The organism is Nonomuraea sp. NPDC048916 (genome assembly GCF_040649575.1).
In the GTDB taxonomy this organism is placed as follows: domain Bacteria; phylum Actinomycetota; class Actinomycetes; order Streptosporangiales; family Streptosporangiaceae; genus Nonomuraea.
This window is the reverse complement of record NZ_JBEZFS010000089.1, coordinates 1-5,036: the sequence shown is the minus strand read 5'-3', so window position 1 is coordinate 5,036 and position 5,036 is coordinate 1. Positions and strand designations below refer to the sequence as shown.

The window sequence follows — 5,036 nt, the reverse complement described above, 5'->3', positions numbered from 1 at the left end:
GGCCAAGAGCGCGCTCGGCCGGTGGGCCCGGGCCGAGGAGATGGCCGGGGCCGTGGTCTACCTGGCGAGCGACGCGGCCAGCTTCGTCACCGGCTCGGTCCTCTACGTGGACGGCGGCTGGACCGCGGTCGACGGCCGCTTCGACCCGCCCAACTGACCCCCACGGTTCGGCCCACCCAACTGACCCCACATCCCCGGCCCGGGCGGCGGACACCGCCGTCCCGGGCTTCTTGAACTCGACTGCCTTGACCCTGGTCGCCTGGGCCGAGTCGGGGACGTGGCGGGCTGCGGGAGAATGGCGGGCGTGAGGATTGGCGCCGTTGTGAGACCGCTGGTGAGTGGGGCGACCTATCGACGGGGGGTCCACCTGCTGCTCGGCGGGGTGCTGCTGCTGCCGTACCTCCTGGTGGCGTTCTTGCTCGTGCAGATGTTCACCCTGCCGGACGCGCCTTACGGGCTGCTGGTGCTCGTGCTCGCCCTCGTGGTCGTGATCGGCGTGGTGCCGCCGTTCCTGCGTGGGACGAGGGCACTGGAGATCGCGGCCGCGCGTGCCCTGCTCGGCGTCGCGCTGCCGGATCCACCCGTGACGGCGGAGTCCGGACGGGAGGCACGGGAGACCCGCCTGAGGGCGGCCCTGTGGTTCGCTCTTCACCTGGTCGCGGGCGGGGTCGTCGCGCTGCTGATCCTCATTCCCCTGGTGATGGGCGTGACGTTCGTCGTCCAGTGGTTCGGCATCGCGGGAGGCTCGCTGGATGGGCTACGAATAGGGCCACTGGACGAGTACGACACCGGGTGGCTGTCGCTGCTCGGCGTGGCCATGCTCGCCGGGGTCCTGTACGCCGTGGCGGGGCTCGGGGCGCTGGCGGCCGTCATGGCGCCGGTGCTGCTCGGGCCCTCGCCGGCCGAACGCATCGCGGCGCTGGAGGCGCGGACGGCCCGCCTCGCCGAACGCAACCGGCTGGCCCGCGAGCTGCACGACTCCATCGGGCACGCACTGACCGTGACGATGCTGCAGGCGTCCGCCGCGCTGCAGCTCCTGGACTCCGACCCGGAGTTCGCCCGCGGCGCGCTCCAGGCGATCGAGGAGACCGGGCGAGCCGCGACGGAAGACCTCGACCAGGTGCTCGGCATGCTGCGCGAAGGCGAGCGAGCCGACGAGCCGGGCCGTCAGCGAGCCGGTCACAGGACCGACGAGCGAGGCGGTGCGCGGGCCGACGGGGCGCCGCGGCACGGGCTGGGTGACCTGGACAGGCTGGTGGCGCATTCGCGCGGAACCGGCGTCGAGGTGGACACCGAGATCGAGGGCTCGGTGGACGACCTGCCCGCCCTGGTGTCCCGGGAGGGATACCGCATCATCCAGGAGAGCCTGACGAACGTGCTCCGGCACGCGGGACCGGTTCCGGTCACGCTGCGCGTCGCCGTGGACGGGCCCATGCTGACGATCGAGGTGTCCAATCCCGTAGCCGCCTCCCGTCCACGGCGCGAGGGCGGGCACGGGCTGAAGGGCATGCGCGAACGCGTCACGCTGCTCGGCGGCACGGTGGCGACCGGCCCCGACGGCGACCGCTGGCGCGTCTCGGTTCGGCTGCCGGCACTGGAGGGAGATGCATCGTGACGGCGGTCCGGGCACGGTCACTGCTTACGGAAAGGGAGGAGCCGTGACGATTCGGGTGGCGATCATCGACGACGAGGAACTGGTCCGGGTGGGGCTCCGGGTGATCATCGACGCGCAGTCCGACCTGGAGGTCGTCGGGGAGGCCGCCGACGGTGCCGAGGTGATGGCGATGGTGGCCCGCACCCGTCCCGACGTGCTCCTCATGGACGTGCGGATGCCCGCGATCGACGGCATCGAGGCGACGCGCCGGCTGCTCGGCGCATCGAGCGAACCGCCGCGCGTGCTGGTGATCACGACCTTCGAGAACGACGACCACGTGTACGAGGCGCTGCGCGCGGGCGCCAGCGGGTTCATCCTCAAGCGCACCCGGCCGCCGGAGGTCGTGGAAGCGGTGCGGGTGGTGGCACGCGGGGAGTCCCTGGTGTTCCCGGCGGCGATCCGGCGCCTGGCCGGCGCGTACGACCGCGGCGGGATCGACGGGCCGGCCGCCGACCGGCTCCGCCGTGCCCGCCTGACCGAGCGCGAGGAGGAGGTTCTGCGCCTGATGGCCACCGGCCTGTCCAACGCCGAGATCGCCGCGCGGCTGGTGGTGGGGGCCGAGACGGTCAAGACCCACGTCGGCAACGTGCTCGCCAAGCTCGGAGCCCGCGACCGCACCCAGGCCGTGATCGCCGCCTACGATTCCGGTTTCGTCAGCCCCATCCACTGACCCCCGGACCTCCCTCCAGCACGTCCCCGCCACTCCGGACCTGTCCCGCGACGTGGTCGCACAGCGCGTGCAGGGCGTCGCGGGCGGGGCCGTCAGGCAGGGCGAGAAGGGCCTGCTGGGCCTGGCACGCGTAGCGCTCCGCCTCGGCGCGGGTCTGCGCGAAGCCGGGCGATCGCCGAACCAGCCGGGCGACGGTGGCCCGTTCACGCGCGTCGGTGATAGGGCCGGCGGCGAGCATCCTCCGCAGCCGCGCCGAGTCCCGGCCCTCCTCGGCACGATTCCGGCCAGCGCTCCAGCCCTGGACCCAGCCCTGGATCCGGCCCACGCCCAGGCCCGGGATCCGGCCCACGCCCAAGCCACGGATCCGCGGCCGGATGGCCCGCAGTACCGGCAGCGTCGCCACGCCTTCACGCAGGTCGGCGTTCGCGGGCTTGCCCGTACCAGCGGCCGGTTCGGCGAGGTCGAGCAGGTCGTCGGAGAGTTGGAACGCGATGCCGAGCGCCTCCCCGTAGGCGCCGAGGGCCGTGGTCGCGTCGGCGGGCGCCCCCGAGGCCCGCGCGCCGAGCCGGGCGGCGAGCGTGAACAGGGCGGCCGTCTTGTCGGCGATCACGCTCATGTAGTACCGCTCGGGGTGGGGGTGGCGGCCGGCCTCCACGGTCTCGCGGAGCTGGCCGGTGACCAGCCTGGTCAGCATGCGTGCCTGCTCGTCCACGGCGTCCGCTCCGAGCGGGGCCGCCAGTTCGGCCGCCCTGGCCACCAGGTAGTCACCGGCGAGGATCGCGACGCGGTTGCTCCAGCGGGCGTTGACGCTGGGCACGTCGCGTCGCGTGGGCGCCTCGTCCATGACGTCGTCGTGGTACAGCGAGGCGACATGCATGAGTTCCACGGCCGCCGCCGCGCGTACGACGTGCGGATGGTTGTGGTCGCCGAACCGCGCCGCGAGCAGGACGAGCGCTGGGCGCAGCCGCTTGCCGCCGGCGGCGAGGAGGTGCGTGGCCACGGTGGTGAGGAACGGGTCGTCCGGACTGTGCAGCGTGGAGCGCAGCAGGTCGTCGACGTCGGCGAGCGACCGCCGCGTCCACGCCGCGAGCGCGTTGTCGGAGATGGCCCAGATGGTCGGCACGGTCGGTACCTTCGGCATGGCCTGCTCAGCCCTGCCGTCCGCAGGTGCCGCACGCGCCGCGCCGCCGCACGTGGTACGCGTAGGTGGCGACGGCGAGCGCGACGCCCCACAGTGGCCACAGCGCGTGCGTGGCGACCAGGATCGGGCTGTAGTCCCCCATGAGATGTTCGACCTCGGGGGCGAAGATGATCCCGAGGCCCCCGGAGATCACGATGGGGACCACGTACGCCGCCGGGATCACCGCGAGCTTGATCGGGACGCGGCGGCCGGCCAGGCCGATCATCCAGCGGGGGAAGACCTCGCCCCAGCGCTGGACGAGCCCGAGGGTGAGGATCGCGCCTACGACCGCGAACGTCGCGAGACCGGCACCGGCCCAGACGGCGCCGCTGTCCCACAGGTCGTTCAGCATCTCGTCGCCGATGCCGAGCGGTACGCCCGCCAGCCAGGCGTAGCGGCTTACGGAGTAGAGCAGGGGGATGGCGACGGCGACGATGGTGGCCCGGCGACCCCACGCGGCGATCCGCAGGCGGTCGGCGCCCGAGAAGTCACGGTCGCGACCGCAGCGGGCGCAGGAGTCCCGGCTGCGGCGCTGCCAGGAGAGCACGGCGAACGCGACGAGGAATCCGCCCAGCAAGCACCACACCTGGTTGCCCAGCGACCAGGTGAACACGGTCCCGTAGTCGATCCCCTGCGGCCAGCCAAAGGGGGCGCCGAGGATGAGCATGGGCGCGTACCCGGTGAGGGCGAGGACGCTCGCGGTCGGCACGAGGACCAGCAGGGCGATGGCGACGGCCCAGCCGAAGCTCAGCAGAACGGCCCGGCCCGCCCGCGACGGCCGTACCGCGTGCGGACCGGCCATGGCGAGGCAGGCGACCGCGGTGGCGAGCAGGACCGCCGCGAAGAGGGGCGCGCCGACCTCGGGCGGCAGGTCCCGCAGTGGCCCCGTCCCGCCTTGCGGGTCGTCGCGCCCGAACGGGAATCCGCTGCCAGTGATGGTCCAGATGAGCGCGACGACACCGTAGACGGTGGCCCAGATCGCCGCGGCGTAGCCGACCCATCCCGAACCGGTGCCCGATGCGGAGACCGGTGATCCGGCGATGGCCGATGTCTCGGCAATGGAGGGGACGGGCCGGTCGGCCGAAGTGAGGGGTGAGGATGACAAGATTGCCCCCTTGGTGAGAAGTGCATGGAATCTCGCACTCCCACGCTCCTCCCGGCCGTGCCCGGACGACTCCCCCCGCGGTGGGAATCCCGTCCCCCGCACGGGGGAACCCGGTATGCGCCTGGTCAAAGTCAGGGGCGGATGATCGCATCCTGGTGACGGTGAACTCCTCGATCGCGAACCGCCGCCGTCTCCCGGGGCCTGGTGTACTGGTCAGACCAGTCGCTCACGGAGTGGTGGAGACGCCGCTGACCAGCCAGATCAAGGCCCACCCCACGTAGTACGACGCCTACGCGGCCAAGAGCGCGCTCGGCCGGTGGGCCCGGGCCGAGGAGATGGCCGGGGCCGTGGTCTACCTGGCGAGCGACGCGGCCAGCTTCGTCACCGGCTCGGTCCTCTACGTGGACGGCGGCTGGACCGCGGTCGA

The 5,036-nt window shown here is 72.9% G+C and carries 5 protein-coding genes and 1 pseudogene; 4 read left to right on the top strand and 2 right to left on the bottom strand.

Annotated features, from left to right (window positions below):
* The 3 genes from AB0C16_RS39720 to AB0C16_RS39710 form a co-directional block, all read left to right on the top strand.
* A partial coding sequence (locus AB0C16_RS39720; RefSeq protein ID WP_357691264.1) for an SDR family oxidoreductase occupies positions 1 to 157 on the top strand: 157 nt, incomplete at its 5' end.
* 165 nt (positions 158 to 322) lie between these two features.
* Complete coding sequence (locus AB0C16_RS39715) at positions 323 to 1,615, top strand: histidine kinase (RefSeq protein WP_357691262.1); 1,293 nt, start codon at positions 323 to 325, stop codon at positions 1,613 to 1,615.
* A 43-nt stretch (positions 1,616 to 1,658) separates the two neighbouring features.
* Positions 1,659 to 2,324, top strand: coding sequence for a response regulator transcription factor (locus AB0C16_RS39710; RefSeq protein ID WP_357691260.1), 666 nt, complete (start codon positions 1,659 to 1,661; stop codon positions 2,322 to 2,324).
* On the opposite strand, the gene AB0C16_RS39705 is transcribed toward AB0C16_RS39710, so the two are convergent.
* Both AB0C16_RS39705 and AB0C16_RS39700 read right to left on the bottom strand, forming a co-directional pair.
* Positions 2,308 to 3,447, bottom strand: a complete 1,140-nt coding sequence (locus tag AB0C16_RS39705) for a polyprenyl synthetase family protein (protein ID WP_357691258.1) — start codon at positions 3,445 to 3,447, stop codon at positions 2,308 to 2,310. The two genes, AB0C16_RS39710 and AB0C16_RS39705, sit on opposite strands and share 17 nt — an antisense overlap.
* A 25-nt stretch (positions 3,448 to 3,472) precedes the next feature.
* The gene (locus tag AB0C16_RS39700) at positions 3,473 to 4,609 is read right to left on the bottom strand and encodes a hypothetical protein (protein WP_357691256.1); all 1,137 of its coding nucleotides are present in this window, start codon (positions 4,607 to 4,609) and stop codon (positions 3,473 to 3,475) included.
* Between the two features lie 302 nt (positions 4,610 to 4,911).
* Between AB0C16_RS39700 and AB0C16_RS39695 the strand changes: the two are divergent.
* Positions 4,912 to 5,036, top strand: a pseudogene (locus AB0C16_RS39695) (SDR family oxidoreductase); the annotation flags it as partial.